At 69.1% G+C, this 26,591-nt stretch carries 25 protein-coding genes, 1 tRNA gene, 1 pseudogene and 1 riboswitch; of the genes and pseudogenes, 23 read left to right on the top strand and 4 right to left on the bottom strand.

What is annotated here, in order from left to right; genetic code table 11:
• Positions 1–256 precede the first annotated feature (256 nt).
• Entirely contained in the window at positions 257–1,144 is an 888-nt protein-coding gene (locus ACIBL3_RS31180) for a RecB family exonuclease (RefSeq protein WP_396357312.1), read from the bottom strand.
• Between the two features lie 124 nt (positions 1,145–1,268).
• Between ACIBL3_RS31180 and ACIBL3_RS31175 the strand changes: the two genes are divergently transcribed.
• The 6 genes from ACIBL3_RS31175 (at position 1,269) to ACIBL3_RS31150 (ending at position 7,422) form a co-directional block, all read left to right on the top strand.
• The gene (locus ACIBL3_RS31175; RefSeq protein ID WP_396357311.1) at positions 1,269–2,150 is read left to right on the top strand and encodes an intradiol ring-cleavage dioxygenase; all 882 of its coding nucleotides are present in this window, start codon (positions 1,269–1,271) and stop codon (positions 2,148–2,150) included.
• 48 nt (positions 2,151–2,198) lie between these two features.
• Positions 2,199–3,353 (top strand): site-2 protease family protein, encoded by a 1,155-nt coding sequence (locus ACIBL3_RS31170; RefSeq protein WP_396357310.1) that lies wholly within the window; start codon positions 2,199–2,201, stop codon positions 3,351–3,353.
• 50 nt (positions 3,354–3,403) lie between these two features.
• On the top strand, positions 3,404–4,378 hold the full coding sequence (locus ACIBL3_RS31165) for a tRNA (adenine-N1)-methyltransferase (protein ID WP_396357309.1): 975 nt from the start codon (positions 3,404–3,406) through the stop codon (positions 4,376–4,378).
• 87 nt (positions 4,379–4,465) lie between these two features.
• Positions 4,466–6,211 (top strand): proteasome ATPase, encoded by a 1,746-nt coding sequence (arc, locus tag ACIBL3_RS31160; RefSeq protein ID WP_396357308.1) that lies wholly within the window; start codon positions 4,466–4,468, stop codon positions 6,209–6,211.
• A gap of 138 nt (positions 6,212–6,349) precedes the next feature.
• A complete protein-coding gene (locus tag ACIBL3_RS31155) occupies positions 6,350–6,979 on the top strand; it encodes a polysaccharide lyase family 7 protein (RefSeq protein ID WP_396357307.1) in 630 nt (209 codons plus the stop codon).
• An 83-nt stretch (positions 6,980–7,062) separates the two neighbouring features.
• Positions 7,063–7,422 (top strand): hypothetical protein, encoded by a 360-nt coding sequence (locus tag ACIBL3_RS31150; RefSeq protein ID WP_396357306.1) that lies wholly within the window; start codon positions 7,063–7,065, stop codon positions 7,420–7,422.
• Between the two features lies 1 nt (position 7,423).
• Here the strand turns inward: ACIBL3_RS31150 and ACIBL3_RS31145 are convergent, their stop codons facing one another.
• On the bottom strand, positions 7,424–7,918 hold the full coding sequence (locus ACIBL3_RS31145; RefSeq protein WP_396357305.1) for an NUDIX hydrolase: 495 nt from the start codon (positions 7,916–7,918) through the stop codon (positions 7,424–7,426).
• Positions 7,919–7,991: 73 nt separating this feature from the next.
• On the opposite strand from ACIBL3_RS31145, the gene dop reads away from it, so the two are divergent.
• The 16 genes and pseudogenes from dop to ACIBL3_RS31065 all read left to right on the top strand — a co-directional run bounded on the left by dop (position 7,992) and on the right by ACIBL3_RS31065 (position 22,724).
• Entirely contained in the window at positions 7,992–9,512 is a 1,521-nt protein-coding gene (gene dop, locus ACIBL3_RS31140; RefSeq protein WP_396357304.1) for a depupylase/deamidase Dop, read from the top strand.
• Positions 9,513–9,569: 57 nt separating this feature from the next.
• The gene (locus ACIBL3_RS31135; protein ID WP_130448384.1) at positions 9,570–9,779 is read left to right on the top strand and encodes a ubiquitin-like protein Pup; all 210 of its coding nucleotides are present in this window, start codon (positions 9,570–9,572) and stop codon (positions 9,777–9,779) included.
• A gap of 8 nt (positions 9,780–9,787) precedes the next feature.
• Positions 9,788–10,630: a proteasome subunit beta gene (prcB, locus tag ACIBL3_RS31130; RefSeq protein ID WP_396357303.1), complete on the top strand. Its 843-nt coding sequence runs from the start codon at positions 9,788–9,790 to the stop codon at positions 10,628–10,630.
• Positions 10,631–10,660: 30 nt separating this feature from the next.
• The gene (gene prcA / locus ACIBL3_RS31125) at positions 10,661–11,494 is read left to right on the top strand and encodes a proteasome subunit alpha (RefSeq protein ID WP_396357302.1); all 834 of its coding nucleotides are present in this window, start codon (positions 10,661–10,663) and stop codon (positions 11,492–11,494) included.
• Positions 11,491–12,126 carry an NUDIX hydrolase gene (locus ACIBL3_RS31120; RefSeq protein WP_396357301.1) on the top strand — a complete coding sequence of 212 codons (636 nt, stop codon included), beginning with the start codon at positions 11,491–11,493 and terminating at the stop codon, positions 12,124–12,126. Before prcA ends, ACIBL3_RS31120 begins: the two co-directional genes overlap by 4 nt.
• 89 nt (positions 12,127–12,215) lie before the next feature.
• Positions 12,216–13,181: pseudogene (locus ACIBL3_RS31115) on the top strand (beta-N-acetylglucosaminidase domain-containing protein); the annotation flags it as partial.
• 85 nt (positions 13,182–13,266) lie between these two features.
• Positions 13,267–14,853, top strand: coding sequence for a beta-N-acetylglucosaminidase domain-containing protein (locus tag ACIBL3_RS31110; protein WP_396357300.1), 1,587 nt, complete (start codon positions 13,267–13,269; stop codon positions 14,851–14,853).
• A 36-nt stretch (positions 14,854–14,889) separates the two neighbouring features.
• On the top strand, positions 14,890–15,525 hold the full coding sequence (locus tag ACIBL3_RS31105; RefSeq protein ID WP_396357299.1) for a GNAT family N-acetyltransferase: 636 nt from the start codon (positions 14,890–14,892) through the stop codon (positions 15,523–15,525).
• 5 nt (positions 15,526–15,530) lie between these two features.
• Positions 15,531–15,619: riboswitch (ZMP/ZTP riboswitch) on the top strand.
• 30 nt (positions 15,620–15,649) lie between these two features.
• On the top strand, positions 15,650–16,483 hold the full coding sequence (locus tag ACIBL3_RS31100) for a bifunctional 5,10-methylenetetrahydrofolate dehydrogenase/5,10-methenyltetrahydrofolate cyclohydrolase (protein WP_396357297.1): 834 nt from the start codon (positions 15,650–15,652) through the stop codon (positions 16,481–16,483).
• Between the two features lie 964 nt (positions 16,484–17,447).
• The gene (gene aroH, locus ACIBL3_RS31095) at positions 17,448–17,816 is read left to right on the top strand and encodes a chorismate mutase (RefSeq protein ID WP_396357296.1); all 369 of its coding nucleotides are present in this window, start codon (positions 17,448–17,450) and stop codon (positions 17,814–17,816) included.
• A 7-nt stretch (positions 17,817–17,823) separates the two neighbouring features.
• Complete coding sequence (locus tag ACIBL3_RS31090) at positions 17,824–18,888, top strand: prephenate dehydrogenase (RefSeq protein ID WP_396357295.1); 1,065 nt, start codon at positions 17,824–17,826, stop codon at positions 18,886–18,888.
• Positions 18,889–18,962: 74 nt separating this feature from the next.
• Positions 18,963–19,649, top strand: a complete 687-nt coding sequence (cmk, locus tag ACIBL3_RS31085) for a (d)CMP kinase (RefSeq protein ID WP_396357294.1) — start codon at positions 18,963–18,965, stop codon at positions 19,647–19,649.
• The gene (locus ACIBL3_RS31080) at positions 19,646–20,374 is read left to right on the top strand and encodes a lysophospholipid acyltransferase family protein (protein WP_396357293.1); all 729 of its coding nucleotides are present in this window, start codon (positions 19,646–19,648) and stop codon (positions 20,372–20,374) included. The genes cmk and ACIBL3_RS31080 overlap by 4 nt, the downstream gene beginning before the upstream one ends.
• A complete protein-coding gene (gene der, locus ACIBL3_RS31075) occupies positions 20,367–21,746 on the top strand; it encodes a ribosome biogenesis GTPase Der (protein ID WP_396357292.1) in 1,380 nt (459 codons plus the stop codon). The genes ACIBL3_RS31080 and der overlap by 8 nt, the downstream gene beginning before the upstream one ends.
• Positions 21,747–21,818: 72 nt before the next feature.
• Positions 21,819–21,893: transfer RNA gene (locus tag ACIBL3_RS31070), tRNA-Pro, on the top strand.
• Between the two features lie 51 nt (positions 21,894–21,944).
• A complete protein-coding gene (locus ACIBL3_RS31065; protein WP_396357291.1) occupies positions 21,945–22,724 on the top strand; it encodes a group I intron-associated PD-(D/E)XK endonuclease in 780 nt (259 codons plus the stop codon).
• Positions 22,725–22,758: 34 nt separating this feature from the next.
• Here ACIBL3_RS31065 and ACIBL3_RS31060 read toward each other — a convergent pair whose 3' ends face one another.
• Both ACIBL3_RS31060 and ACIBL3_RS31055 read right to left on the bottom strand, forming a co-directional pair.
• Complete coding sequence (locus ACIBL3_RS31060; RefSeq protein ID WP_396357290.1) at positions 22,759–24,921, bottom strand: MMPL family transporter; 2,163 nt, start codon at positions 24,919–24,921, stop codon at positions 22,759–22,761.
• Positions 24,922–24,956: 35 nt separating this feature from the next.
• Complete coding sequence (locus ACIBL3_RS31055) at positions 24,957–25,505, bottom strand: TetR/AcrR family transcriptional regulator (protein WP_396357289.1); 549 nt, start codon at positions 25,503–25,505, stop codon at positions 24,957–24,959.
• A gap of 140 nt (positions 25,506–25,645) precedes the next feature.
• On the opposite strand from ACIBL3_RS31055, the gene ACIBL3_RS31050 reads away from it, so the two are divergent.
• Positions 25,646–26,590 (top strand): S1C family serine protease, encoded by a 945-nt coding sequence (locus ACIBL3_RS31050; RefSeq protein ID WP_396357288.1) that lies wholly within the window; start codon positions 25,646–25,648, stop codon positions 26,588–26,590.
• Position 26,591: the final 1 nt, after the last annotated feature.

Raw genomic sequence — 26,591 nt, 5'->3', positions numbered from 1 at the left:
GAATCGGGCATCGCAGCCTTTGTTGGGGAAGACCAGTCTTGGAGGACCGGACATCCCTACAAGGGCTGCACCCATCTCGCCAGCCGCAACGCCGGTAGTTGCGCCACCAGCGCGATCCGTAACCGAACGGCGTTGCGGATAACCCCGCCTCTTGTGCCTTCTCTGCTCCTCTATGAGGGGAGAAGGCTGCATTCGAACGGATATCCCCTCGAACGCGGGAGGGGAGGTTGGCGGCGGCGGGGGATTGCGGGTGCGTTCAGCCGTCGACGCCCACTAGGTCTACTCCGGCCGACTCGGCGGCCACCTCTTCGACCGATCGGGTGGGCAGCGGCGGGGGAGTGCCACCCCAGGCGGGGCAGAGCGGCTTGTGGTCGCACCACTCGCACAGCGGGCCTGGGCTCGGGCGCCAGTCGCCGGAGTCCAGCGCCCGGGTGATCGCCGTCCACAGCGCCGAGACCTTGCGTTCACAAGCGCGCAAGTCAGCTTCGTCCGGGACGTAGCGGACGATCTCGCCGTTGCCGAGGTAGACCAGTTGCAGCATCGCCGGTACGACGCCGCGCAGCCGCCAGAGCACCAGCGCGTAGAACTTCATCTGGAACAGTGCCTTGGCCTCGAAGAACTCCGAGGGTGAACGGCCGGTCTTGTAGTCGACCACCCGGATCTCGCCGGTCGGGGCGACGTCGAGCCGGTCGACGTACCCGCGCAGCACCAACCCCGACTCGAGCTCGGTCTCGACGTACAGCTCCCGCTCGGCCGGCTCCAGCGCGTTCGGGTCCTCGAGGGTGAAGTACTTCCCGAGCAGTTGGTGCGCCTCGGCCAGCCACTTGGCCAGCTCCTCGCCGGACGCGTCCTCGGCGAACAGCTCGGCCACCTCCGGCTCCGCGGCCAGCACCTGCTGCCACTGCGGCTCCAGCATCTCGGCCGCGTGCGCCAACGTCCGCTGCCCGCGCGGCAGGTCGAACAAACGCTCCAGCACACCGTGCACGACGGTGCCACGGACCGCGGCCGCCGACGGCTTCTCCGGCAATCGGTCGATCACGCGGAACCGGTACTTGAGCGGGCAGCTCATGAAGTCCGCGGCCCGGGACGGCGACAACGCCCCGCGCGGATGCGCATGCGGATCGGCTTCGGCTGCAACACTCATGCCAAAACCCTAGGCGAGACGACCGACACTTCGCGTGGCCACACCCCGGGCCTGTGGAAAACCTCCCAGGAAACTCCCAGCAGGCTTTCGGAAAACCATCGGGTCGGGTTGCCACGCTGGTCCCATGACGCCACCACCGAAACCACCCCGCGAACACGACCTGGGTCTGGAGTACGACCTGGGCACCCTGCGCCGGCGCCGCTTCCTCGGCCTCTTCGCCGGCGCCGGTCTCGCCGCAGTCGCCGGCTGCGCGCCGGACTCCGCCAACGACTCCGCCACCGATTCCGCGACCGACTCGGCGACCAGCGGTACGACGACCACGTCGAGCACCCCGAGCGCCACCAGCAGCCCGACGTCCAGTACGACGACCGGCACGACCGACGTCGACGAGATCCCGCAAGAGACGGCCGGCCCGTACCCGGGCGACGGGTCCAACGGCCCGAACGTGCTCACCGAGTCCGGCATCGTCCGCAAGGACATCACCAAGTCGTTCGGCTCCGCGTCCGGCGTCGCCACCGGTGTGCCGCTGACCGTCGAGCTGACCATCCTGGACGCCGACAAGGACACCCCACTTGCCGGTGCGGCCGTCTACCTGTGGCACTGCGACGCCGAGGGCCGCTACTCGCTCTACTCCGACGGCGCCACCAACGAGAACTACCTCCGCGGCGTCCAGGCAGCCGACGCGAACGGCAAGGTCACCTTCACCTCGATCTTCCCGGCCGCGTACATGGGCCGCTGGCCGCACATCCACTTCGAGGTCTACTCGAGCCTGTCCGAGGCCACCGCGGCCGGCAAGATCAGCGCCACCTCCCAGCTCGCCTTCCCGAAGAACGTCTGCGACACCGTCTACGCCACCGACGGGTACGACGGCAGCGCGCAGAACATGCAGCAGACCTCGCTCGAGGACGACAACGTGTTCGGCGACGACGACGGCGTACATCAGCTCGCGACAGTGACCGGAGACGTCTCCAGCGGGTACGTCGCCAAGCTGAATGTCGGCGTCTGACCTGGGTAGGTAGCACGGAGTTACCACAAGGCAAGTAGCGTTGGGTCGATGCCAGAACCGCGTGATCCTCAGAGCCCCGCCCAGCCGGCCGGCCCCCCGCCGCCCGGTACCTGGGTACTCGGTCGTGTCCGCGGGATCCGGCTGACCATGCGGTTCACCTGGCTGCCGGTGGCGATGCTGCTCGCGGTCGGGTTCGCGGCCATCATCGGGCAGCAGTTCCCCGACCTGGGCAACTGGCGCTACCTGGCCGCCTTCGCGTTCGTGGTCGCGTTCACGCTGTCGATCCTGGTGCACGAGCTGGCGCACGCGCTGATGGCGATGCGGTTCGGCATCGGGGTGTCGGAGATCAACCTCGGCTTCTTCGCGGCCGGCACGCACATCGAGGGCGAACGGAAGTCACCACTCGAGGAATTCGCCGTGTCGGTGGTCGGCCCGATCGCCTCGCTGGTGGTCGGCGGACTGGCCTGGCTGGGCTCGCGCGCGTTCGACGAGGGCGTCGGGTACGTCGCGCTCTGGGAACTCGGGATCGCCAACCTGATCGTCGGCGTCACCAACCTGCTGCCCGGCCTGCCGCTGGACGGCGGCTGGGTGCTGCGGGCGGTGGTCTGGAAGATCACCGGCAACATGCACACCGGAACCATCGTGGCCGCCTGGGCCGGCCGGATCCTGGCCATCACGGTGCTCGCGGCGCCCGTCCTGCTCGAGGAGATCTGGGGCCGGCAGCCGTCGATGATCGACTTCCTGATCGCGCTGCTGGTCGGGTTCTTCCTCTGGATGGGATCGACCTCGGCGCTGATGCAGGCCCGGCTCCGCCGCAAGCTGCCGGCCCTCCAGGTCCGGACGCTGGCCCGGCGCGCGATCGCCGTACACTCCGGCACGCCGATCTCGGAGGCCGTCCGGCTGGCCGGCGAGGCGCAAGCCGGCGCGGTCGTGGTGATCGACGGCGAGGGCAAGCCGCACGCGCTGGTGTCGGAGTCCGCGGTCAACGCGGTGGCGCCGAACCAGCGCCCGTGGACCAACGTCAGCGAGGTCGCGACCCGGATCGGCGCGGGCCACATCATCGGCGTCAACGACACCGGTGAGGAGATCCTCAAGACCCTGCGCGAGCACCCGTCCTCGGAGTACCTGGTCCTGGACGCCGCGGGCTCCGTGTACGGCGTCCTCGCCACCGCCGACGTGGAACGCGCCTTCCGCAGCCGGTGAGTCACCTGGGTTACACCCCGCAGGTGACCGAAAGTTAAGGTGAGCGCCTTATGGCTGACTTGCGTGACTTCCCTGACCAGGCGTTCTCCGGGGTCCACCACGGCCCGTTGCAGGCGGGCGAGTGGATCACCCTGCAGGACTCGAAGGGCCGCCGGCACTCGGTGTTCCTGGAGCGCGGGAAGATCTTCCACACCACCAAGGGCGGGATCGCGCACGACGACCTGATCGACGGGCCGGACGCGGTCGTGATCAAGTCCAAGGGCGGCGTCGAGTACCTCGCCCTGCGCCCGCTGATGGCCGACTACTCGGTCTCCATGCCGCGCGGCGCGGCCGTGATCTACCCGAAGGACACGGCGCAGATCGTGACCATGGCCGACATCTTCCCCGGTGCGAAGGTGGTCGAGGCCGGCGCGGGTTCGGGTGCGCTGACCACGGCGTTGCTGCGGGCGGTCGGCATCCACGGGCAGGTGATCTCGTTCGAGCGCCGCGAGGACTTCGCCGAGGTCGCACGCAAGAACGTGACCGGATTCTTCGGCGGTGAGCACCCGGCCTGGCGGCTCGAGGTGGGCGACCTGGTCGAGAAGCTGAACGAGCAGGATGTGGACCGCGTCGTACTGGACATGCTGGCGCCCTGGGAGTGCGTGGACGCCGTTGCAGAGGCGTTGTCGCCTGGTGGGGTGTTCTGCGCCTACGTGGCCACGACGACGCAGCTGAGCCGTGTTGTGGAGACGCTGAGGGCCCATGGCGAGTTCACCGAGCCGCGGGCCTGGGAGTCGCTGGTGCGGGACTGGCACGTCGAGGGACTGGCTGTCCGTCCGGGCCACCGGATGCAGGGTCACACGGCGTTCCTGGTGACCGCGCGGCGGATGGCGCACGGCGTCCAGGCACCCCGGAAGAAGCGCCGTCCGGCCCCTGGTGCGTACGGCGACGACTACGCCGGACCGCGTCGCCCTGAGGGTCGTGCTGAGGGTCGTGCCGAGACTCGTGCAGATTCATCCGAAGACATGCCGAGAGCAACCGATTGATCCGCAACCGACACGTGATGGGATTCAGCTTGCTCGGTGAGGTTTTCTGGGTAAGGTCCATAGGGTCGAGCCCCACATGGTGAGGTGATGATCGTGGCTGGAGACGAGAGTCCTACCGCGGCAGAGCTGCGCAACCAGGTCCGGTACCTGGAAGCCGAGGTCGCAGCGCTGCGGCGTCGGTTGTTGGAGCACCCGGCTGACAGCCGGTCGCTCGAGAGCAGGCTGTCCGAAACCCAGGCCTCCTTGGCGAGTGTCACCGCTCAGAACGAGCGGCTGGCCGAGACCCTGCGTGAGGCGCGAGAGAAGATCATCGCCCTGAAGGAGGAGGTCGACCGGCTGGCCCAACCGCCGTCCGGTTTCGGTACCTTCCTGGGCCGCAACGACGACGACACGCTGGACGTGTTCACCGGAGGCCGCAAGCTCCGGGTCGCGGCGAGCCCCTCGGTTGACCTGGACGCGCTCAAGCTCGGCCAGGAACTGATGCTGAACGAGGCGCTGAACGTGGTCGAGGCCTGCGACTTCGAGGTCGTCGGCGACGTGGTGATGCTGAAGGAGTTGCTGGCCGACGGCGAGCGTGCGCTGGTGATCGCGCAGGCGGACGAGGAACGGGTGGTGCGGCTCGCGTCGCCGCTGCTCGACATCCCCCTGCGAGCCGGTGACTCGCTGCTGCTGGAGGCGCGGTCCGGATACGTCTACGAGAAGATCCCGAAGTCCGAGGTCGAGGAGCTGATCCTCGAAGAGGTCCCGGACATCGACTACACCCAGATCGGTGGCCTGACCGGCCAGATCGAGCAGATCCGGGACGCGGTCGAGCTGCCGTACCTGCACAAGGACCTGTTCCTCGAGCACGAGCTCAAGCCGCCGAAGGGCGTGCTGCTGTACGGTCCGCCGGGTTGTGGCAAGACGCTGATCGCCAAGGCGGTGGCGAACTCGCTGGCGAAGAAGGTGGCCGAGAAGACCGGGGTGGAGGGGCAGAAGTCGTTCTTCCTCAACATCAAGGGTCCGGAGCTGCTGAACAAGTACGTCGGCGAGACCGAGCGGCACATCCGGCTGGTCTTCCAGCGGGCCCGTGAGAAGGCCTCCGAAGGCATGCCGGTGATCGTGTTCTTCGACGAGATGGACTCGCTGTTCCGCACCCGCGGCAGCGGTGTCTCCTCCGACGTGGAGAACACCATCGTCCCGCAGTTGCTGAGCGAGATCGACGGCGTCGAGGGCCTCGAGAACGTGCTGGTCATCGGCGCCTCGAACCGTGAGGACATGATCGACCCGGCGATCCTGCGGCCGGGCCGGCTGGACGTGAAGATCAAGATCGAGCGCCCGGACGCCGAGGCGGCCCGGGACATCTTCTCGAAGTACCTGACCACCACCCTGCCGCTGCACACCGACGACCTGAGCGAGTTCGGTGGCGACAAGGGCGAGTGCGTGAACGGGATGATCCAGCGCGTCGTGGAGCGGATGTACACCGAGGCCGACGAGAACCGGTTCCTCGAGGTCACCTACGCCAACGGCGACAAGGAGGTCCTGTACTTCAAGGACTTCAACTCGGGCGCGATGATCCAGAACATCGTCGATCGGGCCAAGAAGATGGCGATCAAGGCCTTCCTGGACGACGACCAGAAGGGCCTTCGGGTGCAGCACCTGCTGCAGGCGTGCGTGGACGAGTTCAAGGAGAACGAGGACCTCCCGAACACCACGAACCCCGACGACTGGGCCCGCATCTCCGGCAAGAAGGGCGAGCGGATCGTCTACATCCGTACGCTCATCTCCGGCAAGCAAGGCACCGAGCCCGGCCGCTCCATCGACACGGCCACCAACACGGGCCAGTACCTGTAACACGTCGTACCAACTGCCCCTGGACATCCACTGTCCAGGGGCAGTTGCCGTTGTGGCAGGAACGTGCAACCACCCGCCACACCACGCCCTCCCCACCCAGGATCGAGCCTCGACCTTGTCTTGGTGGAGGAGTTGGTGATGAAGAGAGCCGGTACGACGGTCGCCACAGCCGGACTGCTCGCGTCCGCACTGGTCGGCGGCGCGGTCTGGGCAGGCGTCCTACCGACCACCTCGGCGGCGAGCGGGGAGATCACCCCCGCAGCCGGCGCGGTCCGGGCGAGCACAAGCGACGACAACCTGCCCGGCAACGCGGTGGACGACGACCTGGAGACGCGATGGTCCGGGAACGGCGACGGAGCCTGGCTGGAGTTGGACCTCGGCGCGCCGACGACCGTGGCGGCGATTGCGACGTACAGCAGAGATCCGTACTTCAAGGTCGATGGGAATGGTGTGCAGTTCCGGGCGCCGGTCAACGGGGTGACCACGAGCGGGTCGAGCTACCCGCGGGCGGAGCTGCGGGAGATGACCGACAACGGGACCAAGAACGCAGCCTGGTCGTCCACGTCGGGCACCCACACGCTGACCGTGAAGGAAGCGTTCGTGAAGCTGCCGGCGGGGAAGCCGCATGTGGTCGGTGCGCAGATCCACGGTGGGGACGACGCCGTGACTGTGTTCCGGCTGGAGGGCACGAAGCTCTACATCACCAACGGCGACGACTCGAACTACGGCGAGGTGCACATCTTCGACCTGTCGGTGCAGCACAGCTGACCGCCGGAATCGGGTGCCGCGGAGGGGTGTACCGGGGTTTTCCCTGATCCCTCAGCGGCATCCGTCGGCGGTACCTTTTCGGTATGGGGACGGACGAGGTGCGCAAGGACCTGCGGGCGGCTGCGGCCGCGCGGCAGGAGCTGGGGCCGGAGTACGAGGACGCGATCATCGAGAACTTCCTCGAGAAGCTCGACGCGCGCGAGGCCGCGCGGCACGGTCAGGACCGCGAGTTCCGGCAACGCGAGCAGGTCCTGGAGGCGGTCGGCCTCAAGCGCCGCGAGACCGATCCCGGCGGCCTGGCGCTCGCGATCATCTCCGTCATCGCCGCCATCCCGGTCACCGCGATCGCCGCCGAGCTCACCGGCCTGCCGGGCATGATCGTCAGCTGGGCCGGCCTGGTCGGCATCAACCTCGCCCGCAACACCCGCCGCAACCCCAGCTGACTCAGACGAGCGTCCGCACGTACGGGCCCAGCAGCGCTGTCGTGTCCGGCACGAAGGGCCACTCGTCCAACCGCCGTACGAGCTCCTCAGGGGCCATCCAGGCGCCCCAGGAGACCTCCTCCGGCTGATGGGTGACCGGGCCGTCCCAGACGCACGTGTAGAGGTACGCGTGGTAGTTGGTGGACTCGTCGGCGTAGTCGCCCTCCGGCAGCTTCACCAACCCGGCGCCGGTGATCCCCAGCTCCTCGGCCAGCTCCCGTACGACGGCGTCGTACGGGTCCTCGCCGGCGGCTATGACACCACCCGCGGCGAAGTCGTAACACGCCGGGAAGACGTCCTTGGTCGGCGTCCGGCGGTGCACGTAGATCTCACCGGCCGGATTCCGGACGAGTACGCCGGTCGCGGCGTGGCGCAGATTGTCCCGGCGCATCACCGACCGCGGCGCCGACCCCTTGACACGGTTGTCTTCCCCCAGGATCGCCACGATTTCGTCCACGCGGGCAGTTTCACACGTAACCCTGTGGACACGGCAACCGCGTTAGGGGCCGGTACCGCGTAGGCTCGTTCGCATGAGTGTTCGGCGGATCATGGGGACCGAGACCGAGTTCGGAATCTCGGTCCCAGGCCAGCCCGGGGCGAACCCGATGCTGACCTCGAGCCAGGTGGTGAACGGTTACGCCCAGACGCAGCCGCTTGCGCGCAAGACCAGGTGGGACTTCGACGAGGAGCACCCGCTGCGGGACGCGCGCGGCTTCGACCTGAGCCGGGAGGTGGCCGACTCGAGCCAGCTCACCGACGAGGAGACCGGCCTGGCGAACGTGATCCTGACCAACGGCGCGCGGCTGTACGTCGACCACGCCCACCCGGAGTACTCGGCGCCCGAGACGACCAACCCGCGGGACGTGGTGGTCTGGGACAAGGCCGGCGAGCTGGTGATCATGGAAGGCGCCCGGCAGGCGCGGCAGATCCCCGGCGCGCCGCCGCTGAACCTCTACAAGAACAACACCGACAACAAGGGCGCGTCGTACGGCTCGCACGAGAACTACCTGATGCGCCGCTCGACCCCGTTCGCGTCGATCGTCCGGCACCTCACCCCGTTCTTCGTGAGCCGTCAGGTAGTCACCGGCGCGGGCCGGGTCGGGATCGGCCAGGACGGCACCGCGCACGGCTTCCAGATCAGCCAGCGGGCCGACTACTTCGAGGTCGAGGTCGGCCTGGAGACGACCCTGAAGCGGCCGATCATCAACACCCGCGACGAGCCGCACGCGAACCCGGACCGCTACCGCCGCCTGCACGTCATCATCGGAGACGCGAACCTCTCCGAGATCTCGACGTACCTGAAGGTGGGCACCACCAGCCTGGTGCTGTCGATGATCGAGGACGGCTGGCTGACCGACGACCTGAGCGTGGACCGCCCGGTCACCGCGCTGCACGAGATCAGCCACGACCCGAGCTGCGCCCACCTGATGACGCTGAAGGACGGTCGCAAGCTGACCGCCGTGCAGCTCCAGACGGAGTACCTGGAGCAGGCCCGCAAGTACGTCGAGGACAAGTACGGCGACGACGCGGACCGGCAGACCAAGGACGTGCTGCACCGCTGGGAGCAGGTGCTGGACCAGCTCGCCACCGACCCGATGAAGCTGGCCGACCAGCTGGACTGGGTGGCCAAGCTGAAGCTGCTGCAGTCCTACCGCGACCGCGACGGCCTGGAGTGGGACGACCCGAAGCTGCACCTCATCGACCTGCAGTACGCCGACCTGCGCCCGGACAAGGGGCTTTACTACAAGTTGATCAAGGCCGGCCGGATGCAGCGGCTGGTGACCGACGAGGAGATCCGGATGGCGGTCTCGCACCCGCCGACGGACACCCGCGCCTACTTCCGCGGCCGCTGCATGCAGCAGTACGCGCCGCAGGTCGCGGCCGCCTCCTGGGACTCGGTGATCTTCGACCTGCCGGGCAAGGAGTCGCTGCAGCGGATTCCGACGTTGGATCCGTTGCGGGGCACGAAAGCGCATGTCGGAGCACTTTTGGACCAGTGCGACACCGCGAGTGACCTGGTTCGCACCATTACTGGGGGTGCCGCCGGGTAGGGTCGCTATAGAAGGCCGGTTGGGCGGCCTTCCATGCGGTTCGAGGAGGTGTGTGCCATGGCGAAGGACGGCGGTCAGCAGCACAAGCAGCCGAAGCGTTCGTCGACCGAGGAAGAGGTCGAGCAGGTCGAGGCGTCGGAGGACGTCCAGGAGCGCAAGGAGCGGCTCGACGAGGACGTCGACTCGATCCTTGACGAGATCGACGAGGTGCTCGAGGAGAACGCCGAGGAGTTCGTCCGCGGGTTCGTGCAAAAGGGTGGGGAGTGAACCGCTCGATGACATTCGATGCCTCCGGCCGGTTGCCGGAAGCCTTCCTGACCCCAGGCGGCTCGTCGTTCATGGACTTCCTGGCCGGGCACGCGCCCGACCTGTTGCCGGGACGGCGCAGCCTGGGGTCGGCCGACTTCTCCGCCGACGTCCCGCACGGTACGACGATCGTCGCGGCCACCTTCCCCGGTGGCGTCGTGATGGCCGGCGACCGGCGGGCCACGATGGGCAACATCATCGCCCAGCGTGACATCGAGAAGGTGTTCCCGGCCGACGAGTACTCCGCGGTGGCGTTCGCGGGCTCGGCCGGGTTCGGGCTGGAGATGGTGCGGCTGTTCCAGGTGGAGCTCGAGCACTACGAGAAGCTCGAAGGCACCACGCTCAGCCTGGACGGCAAGGCCAACCGGCTGAGCGCGCTGATCCGGGGCAACCTGGCGATGGCGATGCAGGGCCTGGCCGTGGTGCCGCTGTTCGCGGGCTACGACGAGGACATCAAGGGCGGCCGGATCTTCTCCTACGACCCCACCGGCGGTCGGTACGAGGAGACCCACTTCCACAGTGTCGGCTCGGGTTCGCTGTTCGCCCGGGGCGCGCTGAAGAAGCTCTACCGCGAGGACCTGTCCGCGAACGACTGCGCCACGGTGGCGATCCAGTCGCTGATCGACGCCGCCGACGACGACTCGGCGACCGGCGGTCCGGACATGCTGCGGCGGATCTTCCCGGTGGTCGGTGTGGTCACCTCGGACGGCTACCAGCGGCTGCCCGAGGACGAGGTGGCCGACATCGTCGACCGCGCCTGGGCCGAGCGGCACAACCGTCCCGACGGCCCGGCTTCCGGCTCCTTGACCTGACCCATCGACTGATAGAGGACGACACCTTCGATGAGCGTTCCGTTCTACGTCTCGCCCGAACAGCTGATGCGGGACCGGGCCGACTTCGCCCGGAAGGGCATCGCCAAGGGCCGCAGCGCGATCGCGCTGCAGTACGCCGACGGCATCCTGTTCGTCGCGGAGAACCGGTCGCCGGCGTTGCACAAGGTGGCCGAGATCTACGACCGGATGGCGTTTGCCGCGGTGGGCCGGTACAACGAGTTCGAGAACCTGCGGATCGCCGGCGTCCGGCTGGCCGACATGCGCGGGTACTCCTACGACCGGCGCGACGTCACCGGCCGGGCGCTCGCCAACGCCTACGCGCAGACGCTGGGCGCGATCTTCTCCTCCGGCGGTGAGAAGCCGCTCGAGGTGGAGATCCTGGTCGCCGAGATCGGCGCCAGCGGCGCCGAGGACCAGATCTACCGGCTCACCTACGACGGCTCGATCGCGGACGTCCGCGGGTACGCCGTGATGGGCGGGCCGGCCGAGCAGGTCGCGGACTACGTCGGCGAGCACTACCAGGAGGGCATCTCGCTGGCGGGTGCGCTCCGGCTCGCGGTGGACGCGCTCGGGCACGACAGCAACGAGGTCCGGGAGCTGACCCCGGACCAGATCGAGGTCGCGGTGCTGGACCGGACCCGGAGCCAGGCGCGCAAGTTCAAGCGCATCTCGGAGGAGACGCTCGCGCGCATCCTGTCCGAGTCCCGCCCGGACACCACCCCGACCGAACCCCCGGCCGACACCGCCGAGGCCACCCCGTCCGACGACAGCCCGGTAGCCCCACCGGAGGACGACGCCCCTGTCGCCCCACCGGAAGACCCGGACGACAACCGCCCCCTGTGACGGACGCACCAGCCGATCGGCACCCGGCCGCCGCGGACGACAACTCCGCGGCGGCCGGCTCCGTCAATCACGCGCGGGTCGGGGATCCCGAGGATTGGGTGTTGGTGGGGGAGCAGCCCGGGTTCAACGGGTTCTTGACGGTCAATCAGCGGCGGTATCGGTTGCCGGATGGGCGGGAGGTGGATTGGGATGTGTTCGGGCCCAAGACTGCTTCGGGGATCACGTCCGGGATCACGGTGCTGCCGTTGACGCCGGAGGGGAAGGTCGTGACGATCCGGATCTTTCGGCCGGGGCCGGATCAGGTGGTCACCAATCTGCCCGGTGGGCTGGTCGAGCCCGGTGAGGACCCGGCGCTGGCCGGCGTCCGTGAGCTCGAGGAGGAGACCGGCTACACCTGCGAGTCGTTCGAGCTCGTCAGCTGGAACTGGTCGGCGGCCTCCTCGGTCTACCGCAAGTACGTCGGCATCGCGCGCGGCTGCCGTCCGGACGGCAATCAGGCGCTGGACGAGTTCGAGGACTGCGTCCCGGTCGAGCTCACCGTGACCGAGTTCCGCGCCGAGCTACGCACCTCCGGCGCCATGACCGGCATCGACGCCGCCTACCTCGCCCTAGACCACGCCGGCCTGCTCTGACTGAAACTGGTCAGGCCAGGCGCTTGACGAGCAGGTCTGCGCACTGAGTGGATAGGAGGTGCACACCCCTTCCGCCCGAGGAGTTGCTCATGCGCCGGTTCGTCCTCCCCGCACTCCTGCTGCTCGCCGCCCAGACCCTGTCCGTTCCGGCTGCCTCGGCCGACGTCACGAGAGAGGCGGCGCCGGTGTCGCCTGAGCCTCAGCAGACCACCAGCCGCCCCGACGGCTTCACCCTCGGCCGGACAGTCGGCCTGGTGCACGGTCCGACCACGGATCCGGACGCCGAGCGCGTCGTCCGCGAGACCCTCGAGCGCGCCGGCGTCCAGACAGTCCGGAATGAGCCGGCTGCGGTGACCATCTGGCTCGGCGGGAACGACCCGGCGCTGCGGCAGTTGGACGTGGAGCCCGCCAAGGGATTGCCGGCCGAGGGGTATGTGCTCGCCGCCGGCCAGAAGACCGTCGTACTCGACGGCGTCGACACCGACGGGACGTACTACGCGGCCCGGACGTTCGCACAGCTTGTCCAGGGCAACCAGATCGCCGGCGTCGAGATCCGCGACTGGCCGACGATGCGCTACCGGGGCTCGATCGAGGGCTTCTACGGTACGCCGTGGTCTCACTCCGACCGGCTCGACCACGTCGACTACCTTGGCGCGCACCGGATGAACACCTACGAGTACGCGCCGAAGGACGACCCGTACCATCGCGAGCAGTGGCGCGACCCGTACCCGGGCGACAAGCTGGCCGAGCTCGGCGAACTGATCGAGCGGGCCCGGAGCAACAAGGTCGACTTCACCTTCGCGCTGTCGCCCGGGTTGTCGATCTGCTACACCTCCGACAGCGACTACCAGGCGCTGATCGCGAAGTTCGAGGCGCTCTACGCACTCGGTGCGCGGGCGTTCAACGTGCCGCTCGACGACATCGACTACAACACCTGGCACTGCCCGGCGGACCGGGAGAAATACGGCACCGGCGGCGGTGCGGCCGGCCAGGCGCAGAGCGAGCTGCTGAACCGGATCCAGCGCGAGTGGGTCGCCGCCAAGCCGGACCTGGCGCCGCTGCAGATGGTCCCGACCGAGTACTACAACGTGTCGGAAACGCCGTACAAGAAGGGCGCTGCGGGAGCGGCTGGACAGCGCGGTGGTCGTGCACTGGACCGGGATCGGCGTCATCCCGCGCACGATCACGACCGCACAAGCGGCCCAGGCGAAGGCGGTGTTCGGGCACGACATCCTGATCTGGGACAACTACCCGGTCAACGACTACCTGGCCGGCCGGATCCCGCTGGCCGACTACAGCGGCCGCGAACCCGGTATCGCGCAGCACGTCGCCGGCGCGATCTCGAACCCGATGAACCAGGCCGCGGTCAGCAAGCTCGCGCTGTACTCGTTCGCCGAGCTCGGGTGGAACCCGGCCAAGTACGACGAACAGGCCTCCTGGCACCGGGCGATCGCCGAGCGCGCCGGGGGAGACCGCATGACGATCGCGGCGCTCGACGTCTTCGCCGACCTGAACACGTACGACTCGACGCTGCATCCGGAGAAGGCGCCGGTGCTGGCCGCCCGGACCGCGGCGTTCTGGAAGACCTGGGCAGCTGGCGACCAGGAGGAGGCGATCGCGGCGCTCGAGCCCTACTTCAACGCGATCGAGAAGGCACCCGCGCAGCTCAGGGCGGGAGTGGAGGATCCGGCCTTCGCCGACGAGGCGAAGGCGTGGCTCGATGCGACGGTGTTGTGGGGTCAGGCGCTCCGGCGGTCGCTGCGACTGCTCGACGAGGTGGCCGATGGCAACGGTGCGGCCGCCTGGGCGAGCCGGCAGCGCATCGACGCACTGGTTGCCCAGGCCAAGGACATCCGGGACGTCCGGCTGCCGCATTCCAACACCTACCCGCGCATCGGTGAGGGTGTCGCCGACGCGTTCCTCGCCGAGGCCGGCCGGGTGCACGACCAGTGGATGGGCATCGAGCCCGGACGTACGGCGTCCAGCTCGCAGGGCACGTACGCCGAGAACGTCCCCGATCGAATGGTCGACGGCGACGAGTCGACGTACTTCTGGAGCAACGGCGCTCCCGTCGCCGGGGATGAGATCCGCGTCGACCTCGGCACGGCCCGGGCGATCGGCGACGTCGCCGTACTGATGGGGAAGTCGGGCAGCCCGAACGACTACATCCACTCCGGCGTGCTGGAGTACTCGACCGACGGCTCCAGCTGGACTGAGCTCACCCGGGCGACCACGGCCGAGGTGCGCTTCACCGCCGCCGTGACCGCCCGCTACGTCCGCTATCGTGCGATTGTCGACAATCCTTCGTTCTGGCTGGTGGTCCGGGAGTTCGCCGTCCAGGTCACCGACGGCTCCGAGTTGGTGCTCACGGCAACAGGTACGCCGGCGCCCGCCGAAGGGTCGTCGTTGTCCGATGCGGTCGACGGCAACGTCGGTACGGCGTACGTCGCGGGCAGCGCACCAACCGCGTCGGACGCGCTGACCGTCGAACTGTCGTCGCCAACGTCAGCCGACCGGATCACGGTGCTGCAAGCTGAGGGCTCGGCTGCGGCAGGGCGAGTCGAGGTCCGGACGAGCGCCGGCTGGCAGGACGTTGGACCGGTGAAGCAGCCCTACAGCCCGGTGCAGCTGCCGGCTACCACGATCGAGGGGATCCGGATCGCGTGGGCGGCCGGCGCCGTACAGCCGCGGGTGCACGAGGTGATTGTGCACCGGGCCGGGAATTAGGTTGCCCGCGATCGCACCGGGCCAGAGGATGGCCCGGTGCTGATCGACCACTGGCCGCTGCGCCGCCTCCGGCTGACCACCGAGCGCCTCGTCCTCCGCCAGCCCGATGAGGAAGAGCTCGCCGACCTGGCCGACGTCGCGGCCAGCGGGGTGCACAAGCCAGGGGAGCGGCCGTTCCTGACCCCTTGGACGGATGCGCCGCCCGCCGAGCGAGCCCGGGGCGTGATGCAGGGGTACTGGGGCTCGCTGTCCTCGTGGAGTGCGCAGGACTGGGCGCTGCAGCTCGGTGTGTTCAGGGAGGGAACGCCGATCGGGATGGTCGCGCTGCGGGCCCAGGACTTCGCCATTCTCCGGGAGGTGAAGACGTGGTCCTGGCTCGGTCTGCCGCACCATGCCCAAGGCTTCGGCACCGAGGCGCGCCGTGCGCTGCTGCATCTCGCGTTCGAGGGGCTGGACGCGGTCGCGGCGCTGACAGAGGTGTTCCAGGACAACGCAGGCTCGCAGGGCGTGTCCCGGAAGCTGGGGTACCAGCCGGACGGGATCTCGCGGGACGTGCTGGACGGCCGGCCAGTGATTTCGGACCGGCTCCGGCTCACCCGGGAGAACTGGCAGCCTGCCGGCCGGGTCGAGGTCAGCGGGCTGGCGGAGTGCCGGTCCTGGTTCATCGCGTAGGCTGAACGGCGGACCGCGACTGGCGTTGAGGTGGAGAACCACCGGGGAACGGTCCGCCGGAGAACCGGCTGAGCCGCGCGCCTGGGCACCCGACCTGATGTCGACGCCCGAAGGAGCGCGCCGTATGACCAACCTGATGATCGGCACCGACCTGGCCGCCGAGATGGTGGCGAAGGCCGCCGACCGTGCCCGGGTCCTGCAGGAGCAGACCGGAGTCCAGCCGACCCTCGCGACTGTGCTGGTGGGCGACGACCCCGCGTCGGCGACGTACGTCCGGATGAAGCAGAACCGGTGTAAGAAGGCCGGCATCGGGTCGCGCAGCGTCGTCCTGCCCGCCGAGACCACGACCGAGTCGCTTGTCGCCGAGCTGCAGAAGCTGTCCGGCGACCCGGAGGTGCACGGGATCCTGCTGCAGCACCCGGTGCCGGGGCACATCGACGAGCGGGCCGCGTTCGAGGCGATCGACCCGGCCAAGGATGTCGACGGGGTGACCATGCACGCGTTTGCCGCGATGGCGTTCGGCGAGCCCGGGTTCCGGTCCTGCACGCCGGGCGGCATCCTGCGGCTGCTCGAGGCGTACGACGTACCGCTCGCCGGAGCGCACGCGGTCGTCATCGGCCGCAGCCCGATCCTCGGCAAGCCGGCCGGGATGTTGCTGCTGGCATCCAACGCCACCGTCACCTACACCCACTCGCGGACCACGAACCTCCCGGAGATCGTCCGGACCGCCGACATCGTGGTGGCGGCGGTCGGCAAGCCGAACTTCGTCCGCGGTGACTGGCTGAAGCCCGGCGCGGTGGTGGTCGACGCCGGCTACAACGAGGGCAACGTCGGCGACGTCCACTTCGACGAGGCAGCCGCCGTGGCGAGCCTGGTGACCCCGGTACCCGGCGGCGTCGGCCCGATGACGATCGCCCTCCTCCTCGAACAAACCGTCGACGCAGCCGAACGCCTGTAACCCGACCTGATCGCCCGAGGGAGATGCTTCCGGGAAGGACACTGCCTCCGGCCGCGGCTGTTCGTCCGGCCGCCTTCGGCGACGCGCCGAGCCGAGTTGAGGTCGTCGGCGACGGACGAGGTGATCGGCTACGGGCAACCTGGAGCGGCAATCGGATGCCGACGCTGGGGAGCATTGCCCACCCGAATCGCCCAGGAATCCTCCCCATCCCGGCCACGCCGCCGCACGACCGGAGGTTGGTTCGCCGAGTTGTGGAATTCGGTTGCAGATCCGCCCGCCAGACAGCCGAAATCGACGACTCGGCGACATCGCCGACACCAGCGCGTTCCGGTGGCTCGCCGATTTTCCCCTGGGTCACCAGCTCGCGCACGGCGGCGGTCCCTGCCGATGACCAGCCGCGAAGGCGGTGTCCGGCCCACTTGGCCACCTTCGGCGGCGCGCCAAGCCGCGGTTCGGCTGAAGGTGGTCGGCTCGGGAAGGTGTTCTGGACACTCGCAGGGACCGGCCTATGGGCTCCGCGCCGAACCTGGGCACCACCAACCGGCAGTGGGCATTCCGGGGGATATCCCCTGACGCGCTGCCTTCTCCCCTCGTATGAGAGGGGAGAAGGCAGCATCCGAGGGGAGATCCCCTCGAACGTGGCGGGGGGCTAGGGCACGACTCGGGTTCGGGTGACTGTTGTGTGTCGCGACGTTCCCGCATGCGCCGGTCGGAGTTGGTCCCGCGCTGGAGGTGATCGGCGACGGGAAGGTGTTCCGGGATGCACGCGTCCATCGGCCGTGGCTGTTGTTCTGGCCGCATTCGGCGGCGGGCGGAGTCGAGTTGTGGCCGGAGGTGATTGGCGCTGGGGGGCGCGTGGCGCCGCGGGAGGCGGTGTCCTTGCGAGCACGCAATCCGAGACGCGTGTCCGCGCTTTGGCGGGACTGTCCTAGGGTTGGGCCTAGACGACCAAGGAGGCGGGCACGTGGCGGTACGGGCGATCCGGGGTGCCACCCAGCTGGAGGTGGACGAGCGCGAGCACCTGCTCGAGCGGTCCGCCGAGCTGGTGAAGGCGGTCCTGGAGGCGAATGATCTGGGCCACGAGGACCTGATCAGCATCCTGTTCACCGTCACGCCGGACCTGCGGTCGGAGTTTCCGGCGGTGGCGGGCCGTCAGATCGGGCTGACCGACGTACCGCTGATGTGCATGCAGGAGATCGACGTGCCGCACGCGCTGCCGCGGGTGGTGCGGATGATGGTGCACGCGGAGACGCCGCGGTCGCGGGAGAAGATTCAGCACGTCTACCTGCACGGCGCCGTTGCGCTCCGTCCAGACCTGACTGGCGCCCAGTGAGGGCCTCGTGACCGAGCTGCGCGGGCCGGTCCGGATCGTCGGCGCCGGACTCATCGGCACGTCGATCGGACTCGCGCTGGGCCGGCTGGGCGTGGTCGTGGAGCTGGTCGATGCGGACCCCGATAACGCGCTGATGGCCGAGCGGATCGGTGCCGGCTCCCGCCTGGTCGAGATCGAGCCGCAGCTCGTGGTGGTCGCCGTACCGCCGGATCACATCGGCCGCGTGGTCGCCGAGCAGCTCGAGCAGACCGACGCGATCGTCACCGACGCGGCGAGCGTGAAGTCCAAGCCGCTTGCCGATGCGCGCCGGCTGACTTCCGACCTCAGCCGGTACGTCGGCAGTCACCCGATGGCAGGGTCCGAGCGCAATGGGCCGCTCGCCGCCCGCGCGGACCTGTTCGACGGCGCGACCTGGGCCATCACCCCGCACGAGACCAGCGCGCCGGAGGCCATCGAGCTGGTACGGCGACTCGCCGAGGCGTCCGGTGCACGGACAGTGGAGCTGTCGGTCGAGGACCACGACCTCGCAGTTGCCCGGGTGTCGCACCTGCCGCACCTGATGTCGGCCCTCGCCGCCGGGACGCTCGCGGACGCGCCGGACTCGCACCTGCAGCTGTCCGGGCAGGGCGTCCGGGACGTGACCCGGATCGCGGCCGGCGACCCGAAGCTGTGGACCCAGATCGTGTCCGCCAACTCGTCCGCCCTGACCGGCCTGCTGGAGCAGATCCGCGGCGAGCTCGACCGGGTCCTGGTTGCCTTGGGCAAGGAAGAGGCCGGTGAGGAGCTGACCTCGATCCTCGGCCTGGGCGTCTCCGGCGCGGTCCGGGTGCCGGGCAAGCACGGCGCCCCGCACATCGACCTGGTCTCCGTGCTCGTCACCATTCCCGACCGGCCGGGGCAGCTGGCCCGGCTGTTCGCGGACGCCGCCGAGTCCGGGGCCAACGTCGAGGACCTGCGTATCGACCACAGCCCGGGCCGCCCGGTCGGTGAGGTCGAGCTGGCCGTCAAACCCGGGTCCGTCGACCAGTTGGTCGCCGTACTGACCGAGCGTGGCTGGGTGGTACACCGGTAGGCACGGCCTTGCGTCGGGGCTTGCGTCCGGGCTTGCGTCCTGGATTGTCCCCGGGCGCGGGTAATCTCTGGGCCATGATCATCGCTGTGGACGGCCCGAGCGGGTCCGGCAAGTCGAGCACCGCCCGAGGTGTCGCCACCAGACTGGGGCTGCGGTACCTCGACACCGGTGCGACGTACCGCGCGGTGACGTGGTCGGCGCTCGAGCACGACCTCGATCTGGACGACACGGCCGTCGTGGCTGAGCGGGCGCGTCAGCTCCGGCTGGAGGTCAGCACCGATCCCGGCAAGCAGTATGTGATCGCCGACGACATCGACGTGACGGGCGCGATCCGGGAGCCGCGGATCAGCGAGAGCGTCAGCAAGATCGCCACGAACCTGGACGTCCGCAAGGAGCTGATCCGGCGCCAGCGGGCCATCATCGACGACGCTCAGCCGACCGGCGGGATCGTGGTCGAGGGCCGCGACATCGCCACCGTGGTCGCCCCGGATTCGGAGCTGAAGGTGCACCTGACCGCCGACCAGGACGCCCGGATGGAGCGCCGCGGCGCCGAGCTGGCGGCCGGCGCGGTCACCGCCGAGCAACTGCGGGACCAGATCGTCCGCCGCGACGCCGACGACGCCACCGTCTCGCAGTTCCTGGTGGCCTCGGACGGCGCGGTCACCATCGACTCGACCCATCTGTCCCTGGAGGAGGTCATCGACGTGATCAGCAGACTCGCGAAGGAGGCCGAGGCCGCCCCTCGCGACAGGGAGTCATGACAGCTGAATTGACCGGGCACCTGGAGCTGCCCCGGACCGATGACCTGCCCCGGCTGCCGTATCGGCTCGCGCTGCCGGCTCGCAGGTTCGCCAAACCGTATTTCCAGCGCAAGTACCGGCTGACTGTCCATCACGAGGACTTGTTCCCGCGGACCGGTTCGGTGCTGATGTCCCCGAACCACTTGAGCCTGCTCGACGGACCGCTGCTGGGCGCGATCGCGCCCCGGATGCTGCACCAACTCGGCAAGATCGAGGCGTTCGGCGGGCTCCAGGGGCGCTTCCTGCGGCGGATCGGCCAGATCCCGGTCGACCGGTCGGCGTACGACGTCCGCGCGATCCGGCAGTCCATCCAGGTGCTGCGCGACGGGCGGGTGCTGAACATCTACCCGGAGGGCACCCGCGGCGCCGGTGACTTCGGCCGGATCCGGACCGGCGTGGCGTACCTGGCGATGGTGACCGGCGCGCCGATCCTGCCGGTGGCGCTGCTCGGGACCAGGCTGCCGCACGGCTCCGTGGAGGCCTTTCCACCGGCCGGAAGCCGGATCGACGTGGTCTATGGCGAGCCCTTCACGATCGACCGCGTACCCTTTCCGAGGAGGCATTCCGACGTACGGGCGGTTGCCGACCAGATCGGCGACGTGCTGCGGGCTCATGTCAGGGCGGCCGTCGAAGCCACCGGCCACCCGCTCCCGGGCGCGCCAGACGTGAAGGATCCTGATGAGTGACCTGCCCACCGGCTACGACTTTGCCGAGCCCACCCACGAGCGTGAGGACACCGGCCCGCTGCCCGTGCTCGCGATCGTCGGCCGGCCGAACGTGGGCAAGTCCACGCTGGTGAACCGCATCATCGGTCGCCGCGAGGCGGTCGTCGAGGACACCCCGGGCGTCACCCGGGACCGGGTCTCGTACGACGCCAACTGGGCCGGCCGCGGCTTCACGGTCGTCGACACCGGCGGCTGGGACCCGGACGCGGTCGGGATGGCCGCGCTGGTCGCCGCCCAGGCCGAGGTCGCCATCAACGCCGCCGACGCGGTGCTGTTCGTGGTGGACGCCACGGTCGGCATCACCGACGCCGACGAGGCGGTCGTCCGGGTACTGCGGAAGTCCGGCAAGCCGGTCGTACTCGCCGCGAACAAGGTCGACGACCAGCGGGTCGAGTCCGAGGCGATGAACCTGTGGAGCCTCGGCATCGGCGAGCCGTTCCCGGTGTCGGCGATGCACGGCCGAGGCACCGGCGACATGCTGGACGCCGTACTCGCCGCACTGCCGGAGGCGCCGCCGGAGCGGGACGCCGAGGCCGGCGGGCCGCGCCGGATCGCGATCGTCGGCAAGCCGAACGTGGGCAAGTCCTCGCTGTTGAACAAGGTCGCCAAGGAGGACCGCGTCGTCGTCAGCGACGTCGCCGGTACGACGGTCGACCCGGTGGACGAGCTGATCACGCTCGGCGGCCAGGAGTGGCGGTTCATCGACACGGCCGGCATCCGGCGGAAGGTGAAGAACGCCAGCGGCCACGAGTACTACGCCTCGCTGCGAACCAATGCGGCGATTGAGCGCGCCGAGGTGGTCGTCGTGGTCATCGACGCCTCCGAGGTGATGTCCGAGCAGGACATCCGGATCATGAACGCGGTCGAGGAGGCCGGCAAGGCGCTGGTGATCGCGTACAACAAGTGGGACCTGGTCGACGAGGACCGGCGCTACTACCTGGAGCGCGAGATCGACCGTGACCTGGTGCAGTTCCGCTGGGCGCCGCGGGTGAACATCAGCGCGCTCACCGGCCGCCACATGGAGAAGCTGGTGCCCGCTATCGAGGCGGCGCTGGAGGGCTGGCAGACCCGCGTCCCGACCGGCCAGCTGAACGCCTTCCTCGGCCGCCTGGTCGCCGCCCACCCGCACCCGGTCCGGTCCGGCAAGCAGCCGAAGATCCTCTTCGGCACCCAGGCCACCACGATGCCGCCCACCTTCGCCATCTTCACCTCCGGCGCCATCGAACCCTCCTACCAACGCTTCATCGAACGCCGCCTCCGCGAAGACTTCGGCTTCGTCGGCAGCCCCGTCCACGTCCAGATCCGAGCCCGCCAAAAGAACAAGAAGCGCTGACCGGGGTCCTGGTCAGAGCACCCCGGTGGATGGGGTAAGGTTTACCCCGGTTCGCCTCCCGGGGCGAGTCTGCGGGCTGTGGCCTAGTTTGGTTAGGGCGCCGGCCTGGGGGGCCGGAGATCCCGAGTTCAAATCTCGGCAGCCCGACCCGCACGAGGGGCACCGATTCTGTCGGTGCCCCTCTTTACGTTTGTCCCCATGAAGACCCTGGGGGACAGACGAACCTGGAACGACGACCAACTCCGTCAGGCGGTGGCGGACAGCCCGTCGTGGCGTGCTGTGGCGCGCGCGTTGGGATTGAAGGGAACGTCTGCCGGCGTGATCCGCACGATCAAGCGGCACGCGACTCGTCTCGAACTGGATACAACGCATTTCACCGGCCAACGTAGGTGGTCGGATGGTCAGCTGCGCGCGGTGTTGCTCGGCTCGACGTGCTGGGCAGAGGTGCTCGACGGCCTCGGTGTCATCGACAACGGCGAGAACCGGGTTCGGGTCAAGGGGCATGCCGTACGGCTCGGTCTGGACTGCACACATCTGAAGAAACCGGATGGTCCGGCACCGGCGAGAGAGGTCTTCAACGAGCCGATTCAGCCGAAGATGCTCCGAACGGCGGCGCCGACACTGGCGATGACCTGGTTCGCGTTGCGTGGGTGTGCTGTGGCGCTCCCGGTGGAGCCCCAGGAGTATGACCTGCTGGTGACGACGGCCAAGGGCATTCAACGCGTGCAGGTGAAGACGTGTGCATCACGCAATGGCAAGGGGCGGTGGATGGTCGGTGTGGGCCGGCGCCCGTACGTACTCGACAAGTCCGCAGGCAAGATGCCTTATGACCCTGGTTCGCTCGACTTGTTCTTTATCCTGCTTGGCGACGGCAGCGTTTATGTCATTCCAAGCTCGGTTCTGGCGGGTCGAGTGGGGATCGATCCCGAAAACTACGCGCCGTACCGCGTGGGTGATGCGTCCAGTCTGCTGCGGTGAGGGGCATTGGCTGCGCCGATGCCCCTCGGAGCGGTCAGTGAACGTCGGCTAGCTCGCTAGGCGACGGCTTGTCGTCGACGCGCAGGGATTCGCCTTCGATGTCGACCTTGGGGGTGAGGCGGTCCAGCCACTGGGGGAACCACCAGGCTCGGTCGCCGAGGAGGCTGAGGACGGCGGGGACGAGGGTCATGCGGACGATGAAGGCGTCGACCAGGACGCCGATCGTGAGGCCGAAGCCGATGGCTTTGATGATCGGGTCGTGCACGAAGATGAAGCCGGCGAAGACGGAGGCCATGATCAGGGCGGCCGCCGTGACCACGCGGGCGCCGTGGCCGAGGCCTTCGACGGTGGCCTCGGTGGCGTGCTTGCCGTGCACGAACTCCTCTCGGACTCGGGACACGATGAAGACCTCGTAGTCCATCGCCAGCCCGAACAGCACGCCCATCATGATGATCGGCAGGAAGCTGACCAGCGGCCCGGGGGAGTCCACGCCGAGCAGCGAAGCACCCCAGCCCTGCTGGAACACCGCGACCGTGATCCCGAACGTCGCCCCGATCGTCAGCACGAACCCGAGCGTCGCCTTCAACGGCACCAGCAACGACCGGAACGCCAGAAGCAGCAGCAGGAACGACAGTCCGATGACCACCAGCAGGTACGTCGGCAACGCGTCGGAGAGCTTGTTGGACACGTCGACCCCGACAGCGGTGTTGCCCGTCACGGAGATCGTCGTGTCACCGGTGGCGAGCGGCTGGATCGCGGACCGCAGGTTCTTGACCAGGTCCGCGGTCTGCTCGGTCGCCGGTCCGCTGGCCGGGATCACTTGCAGCAGTCGCGTCGTACCGTCGGCGCTCGCCGGACCGGTCTGCGCCGCGACGACGTCCGGCAGCCCCTGCGTCTTCGCGAGGACCTGTTGAACGACGGCCTCGGCATTGTTGCTCTTGACGACGACCACCAGCGGCCCGTTGGCGCCCGGTCCGAAGGCGGCAGCGGTGAGGTCGTATGCGACGCGCTGGTTGGTGCCGGCTGCCGCCGAGGCTCCGTCCGGCAGCGCCAGCCGCATGTCCTTCACAGGGATCGACAGCACCCCGAGCCCGATGATGCCGAGGACAACGATCGGCACCCGGAAGCGCGTGGTGAACCGGCCCCACCGGAAGCCGAACCCTTCGGCCGCCGGCGCGGTCGGTGCCTTCCGCAACTTCCGCGGCAGTACCCGCTTGCCCACGAACCCGAGCAACGCCGGCAGCAGCGTCAACGCCACCAGTACGGCGGTCAGCACCGTCGCCGCGGCCGCCAAGCCCATCGCGGTCAGGAACGGCACGCCGACCACACTCAGCCCAGCCAGTGCGATCACCACCGTCGCACCGGCGAACAGCACCGCCGATCCCGCGGTCGCGGTCGCGCGGCCGACGGATTCCTCCTCGTCCATGCCCTCGGCGAGCTGAGTCCGGTGCCGCGAGCTGATGAACAGCGCATAATCGATCCCGACTGCGAGCCCCAGCATCAGCGCCAGGATCGGCGCCGTCGACGACACATCCGCGAACGCGGTGACCAGGAACAGCCCGGCCATGCCGGCGAGTACGCCGAGCAACGCCGTGAGCAGCGTCATCCCGGCAGCCACGAGCGACCCGAACGTGACGACCAGTACGACGGCCGCGACCGCGACCCCGATCACCTCAGTGGCCCCGACCTCGGGGACGCCGCCGGCGACTTGGCCACCCGGGATCACCTGAAGATCCCCGGAGCTGAGTCCGCTGAGGGCGTCGTACGCCTGGGCGCTGTCCTTGCTCAGCTCGTCGGCCGGCTTGGCGAACTGGACGCTGATCAGGCCGGTCGTTCCGTCCGGGCTGATCGCCTTGCTGGTGAACGGGTCGACCGCGCCGATCACCTCGGGCACCTTCGCGACCTTGGCGACGGTCGCGCCGACGGCAGCCTTCACGGTCGGGTCGGCGAGGGTCTTGCCGCCGGGTGCCTTGACCACCACGGTGGCGGAGGCGCCGCTCGCCGCGGGGAGCTCGGTCTTGAGGGCGTCGAGCGCGCGCTGCGACTCGGTGCCCGGGATCGAGAAGGTGTTGGTCGTCTTGCCGCCGAGGGTCAGCGCGCCGACCCCGAGGAGAACCAGGAAGAGCGCCCAGACGGCGGCGACGAGCCGGCGGCGCTGGTACGAGAACCGGCCGAGCCGGTACAGCAGATTGGCCATCGGGAAGTGCGTCCGTTCGTGTGCAGGGAAGGGAGTCAGGCGCGCTTGAGCAGCCGTCGCAGGGCGGTGTCGCAGAGGGTGCGGAGTTCCTCGTCGGTGCGTTCGCCGGGGTGCCGGCACTCGCCGAGGAGTCCGTTGATGGCAAGCGTGGCCAGGTCGCGCTCGAGTTGGTCGTCACTGCCGGCCAGGAAGCCGGACAGCTGCATGCCGTCGGTGATCAGGCCGCTGATCTCCGGGATCTCGTCGATCACCGGGAGGATGTCCTGGACGACCTGGACCACCCCGCGGTGCTTGACGGCCAGATCGGTGAACTGCTGGATCGCGATCTCCTGTGCCACCGCCCGCGGCAGCCCGTCGACGGTCCGGATCAGCGCGGCGAGGTCGACGGCCGCGGGCTCGAGGACGGCGGCGAGCACGGCGGGCTTGCCGTGGAAGTGGTAGAGCACCGTCGCCTTCGAGCAGCCGGCCGCCGTCGCGATGTCCTGCAGCGACGTCGCGTTGTAGCCCTTGGCCTGGAACAGGTCCATCGCCTGCCGCACGATCTCGTGCCTGGTCCGCTCCCGGGCGGGGGTGGTGACTGCCATGTCAGCCAGCTTCCCTGACCGATCGGCCAGTTTTCAACCGATCGGTCAGGATTGTGGTCTGCCTCACCCACCACGACCAGACCGGGCTCGACAGCAAGCAGACTTTGCTTGCGGCGTAATGTTGTAATCGGGAGGCGGAGATGGCTGAAGAGACTGCTGGGGACGATGTACTGGACGCCTACTCCCGGGTGGTCTCGGGCGTGGCGGAGCACCTGATCCCGCGGGTGGCGAGCCTGCGGATCTCAGGCCGGCGGGGCGACTCGTCGGGGTCCGGCGTGGTGCTGACCGAGGACGGCCACCTGCTGACCAACGCCCACGTCGTCGGCGGCGCCGACCACGCGACGGCGGAGTTCGCGGACGGTACGGCGGCCCAGGCGCGGGTGGTCGGGGTCGACCGGCTGTCCGATCTCGCTGTACTGCGGTCCGACCGGGACATCCCGGATCCGCCGGAGTACGGCGACGCGGACCACCTCAAGGTCGGGAACCTGGTGGTTGCGGTCGGCAACCCGTTGGGCCTGGCCGGGAGCGTGACGGCCGGTGTGGTCAGTGCGCTCGGGCGGTCGCTGCCGGTCCGGACCGGGAACGCGTCCCGGATGATCGAGGACGTGATCCAGACCGACGCGGCGCTGAACCCGGGCAACTCCGGCGGAGCGCTTGCCGATGGCAACGGGCGGGTGGTCGGCATCAACACCGCGGTCGCCGGGATCGGCCTCGGTCTCGCGGTCCCGATGAACCAGACCACCCGGCGGATCATCTACTCGCTGCTGCATGACGGTCGGGTGCGTCGCGCGTACGTCGGACTGGTGACGACGCCGGCGCCATTGCGGCCGCAACTCGCCGAACGCTTCGAGCAGCGCACCGCGCTTCGCGTCGTCGAGGTGATCGCCGGCAGCCCCGCCGCACAGGCCGGTCTGCGGCAAGGCGATCTCGTCCTGGCGGTCGACGGCGTACAGCTGCGGGATGCGCAGTCGCTGCAGCGCCTCCTGTTCGAGGACGCGATCAACCGCCGTACCGAGATCACTGCCATCCGTAACGGTGCCCTGGTCGACGTCGTCGCGCTCCCCGCGGAGCTGACGGACCGGTAGG

Source organism: Kribbella sp. NPDC050124, assembly GCF_044460355.1.
GTDB lineage: Bacteria > Actinomycetota > Actinomycetes > Propionibacteriales > Kribbellaceae > Kribbella.
This window is presented reverse-complemented; position numbering and strand designations above follow the sequence as displayed.

Excerpts from the sequence above, each read along its gene's own strand:
- ACIBL3_RS31180 (WP_396357312.1), bottom strand. The coding sequence starts at position 1,144 with ATGAGTGTTGCAGCCGAAGCCGATCCGCATGCGCATCCGCGCGGGGCG.
- ACIBL3_RS31175 (WP_396357311.1), top strand. The coding sequence starts at position 1,269 with ATGACGCCACCACCGAAACCACCCCGCGAACACGACCTGGGTCTGGAG.
- ACIBL3_RS31170 (WP_396357310.1), top strand. The coding sequence starts at position 2,199 with ATGCCAGAACCGCGTGATCCTCAGAGCCCCGCCCAGCCGGCCGGCCCC.
- ACIBL3_RS31165 (WP_396357309.1), top strand. The coding sequence starts at position 3,404 with ATGGCTGACTTGCGTGACTTCCCTGACCAGGCGTTCTCCGGGGTCCAC.
- arc (WP_396357308.1), top strand. The coding sequence starts at position 4,466 with ATGATCGTGGCTGGAGACGAGAGTCCTACCGCGGCAGAGCTGCGCAAC.
- ACIBL3_RS31155 (WP_396357307.1), top strand. The coding sequence starts at position 6,350 with ATGAAGAGAGCCGGTACGACGGTCGCCACAGCCGGACTGCTCGCGTCC.
- ACIBL3_RS31150 (WP_396357306.1), top strand. The coding sequence starts at position 7,063 with ATGGGGACGGACGAGGTGCGCAAGGACCTGCGGGCGGCTGCGGCCGCG.
- dop (WP_396357304.1), top strand. The coding sequence starts at position 7,992 with ATGAGTGTTCGGCGGATCATGGGGACCGAGACCGAGTTCGGAATCTCG.
- ACIBL3_RS31135 (WP_130448384.1), top strand. The coding sequence starts at position 9,570 with ATGGCGAAGGACGGCGGTCAGCAGCACAAGCAGCCGAAGCGTTCGTCG.
- prcB (WP_396357303.1), top strand. The coding sequence starts at position 9,788 with ATGACATTCGATGCCTCCGGCCGGTTGCCGGAAGCCTTCCTGACCCCA.
- prcA (WP_396357302.1), top strand. The coding sequence starts at position 10,661 with ATGAGCGTTCCGTTCTACGTCTCGCCCGAACAGCTGATGCGGGACCGG.
- ACIBL3_RS31100 (WP_396357297.1), top strand. The coding sequence starts at position 15,650 with ATGACCAACCTGATGATCGGCACCGACCTGGCCGCCGAGATGGTGGCG.
- cmk (WP_396357294.1), top strand. The coding sequence starts at position 18,963 with ATGATCATCGCTGTGGACGGCCCGAGCGGGTCCGGCAAGTCGAGCACC.
- ACIBL3_RS31080 (WP_396357293.1), top strand. The coding sequence starts at position 19,646 with ATGACAGCTGAATTGACCGGGCACCTGGAGCTGCCCCGGACCGATGAC.
- der (WP_396357292.1), top strand. The coding sequence starts at position 20,367 with ATGAGTGACCTGCCCACCGGCTACGACTTTGCCGAGCCCACCCACGAG.
- ACIBL3_RS31065 (WP_396357291.1), top strand. The coding sequence starts at position 21,945 with ATGAAGACCCTGGGGGACAGACGAACCTGGAACGACGACCAACTCCGT.
- ACIBL3_RS31060 (WP_396357290.1), bottom strand. The coding sequence starts at position 24,921 with ATGGCCAATCTGCTGTACCGGCTCGGCCGGTTCTCGTACCAGCGCCGC.
- ACIBL3_RS31055 (WP_396357289.1), bottom strand. The coding sequence starts at position 25,505 with ATGGCAGTCACCACCCCCGCCCGGGAGCGGACCAGGCACGAGATCGTG.
- ACIBL3_RS31050 (WP_396357288.1), top strand. The coding sequence starts at position 25,646 with ATGGCTGAAGAGACTGCTGGGGACGATGTACTGGACGCCTACTCCCGG.